Below are 536 nucleotides of genomic sequence, written 5' to 3'. Positions count from 1 at the left end.
CTCGAGCATCCGGTCGGCCGGCCGCCGACGCCTCCGGCCGGCTTCGGGACTCTATACGCGATAACGCACGACGCAACCAAAAATGTATGATATACACAATTCTAATGCGGCCGGACGGAACGACCTCGGTCGCGACTCCGTCCCCACATTTCACAGCCAAACGCTACTGTCGCTCATTCATCGAATATATGGAGCGCCGATCTCCGGGAACAGAGGCGAACGGAGAGATGTGCGATCTATCCAATCACACGCCGGTGATCCGCTCGTCGGAACCGAATACGGAGTCGGTCCGACCCCGCGAGGGCGTCGATCTCGGGGTCGCGACCGAGGAAGGAGCCGTTCGTCGATTGACCGCGCGCCGCCCGCGTGGCTTACATGTAGCCGAGGTCGCGCAGGCGCTCCATCAGGTCCTCCTTGTCCTGGGCGCGGCCGGCGCGCTCGGTCGTGTCCTCGAGGTTCTGGAGCCACGCGGGCTCCTCTGTCGTCTTCTCCGTACTGACCTCACTGCCGAGCGAGCGGAACCCGGCGAAGTACTT

Annotated in this window: 1 pseudogene; it reads right to left on the bottom strand. The window is 63.2% G+C overall.

Going from position 1 to position 536, the window contains the following annotated elements:
* Positions 1–371: 371 nt before the first annotated feature.
* Positions 372–536: pseudogene (locus tag EXE45_RS17625) on the bottom strand (nodulation protein); the annotation flags it as partial.

It is taken from the genome of Halorubrum sp. SP9 (genome assembly GCF_005435015.1).
Classification (GTDB): Archaea; Halobacteriota; Halobacteria; order Halobacteriales; family Haloferacaceae; genus Halorubrum; species Halorubrum sodomense.
The sequence above is the reverse complement of the archived record's forward strand: the minus strand, read 5'-3'. Positions and strand labels throughout refer to the sequence as shown.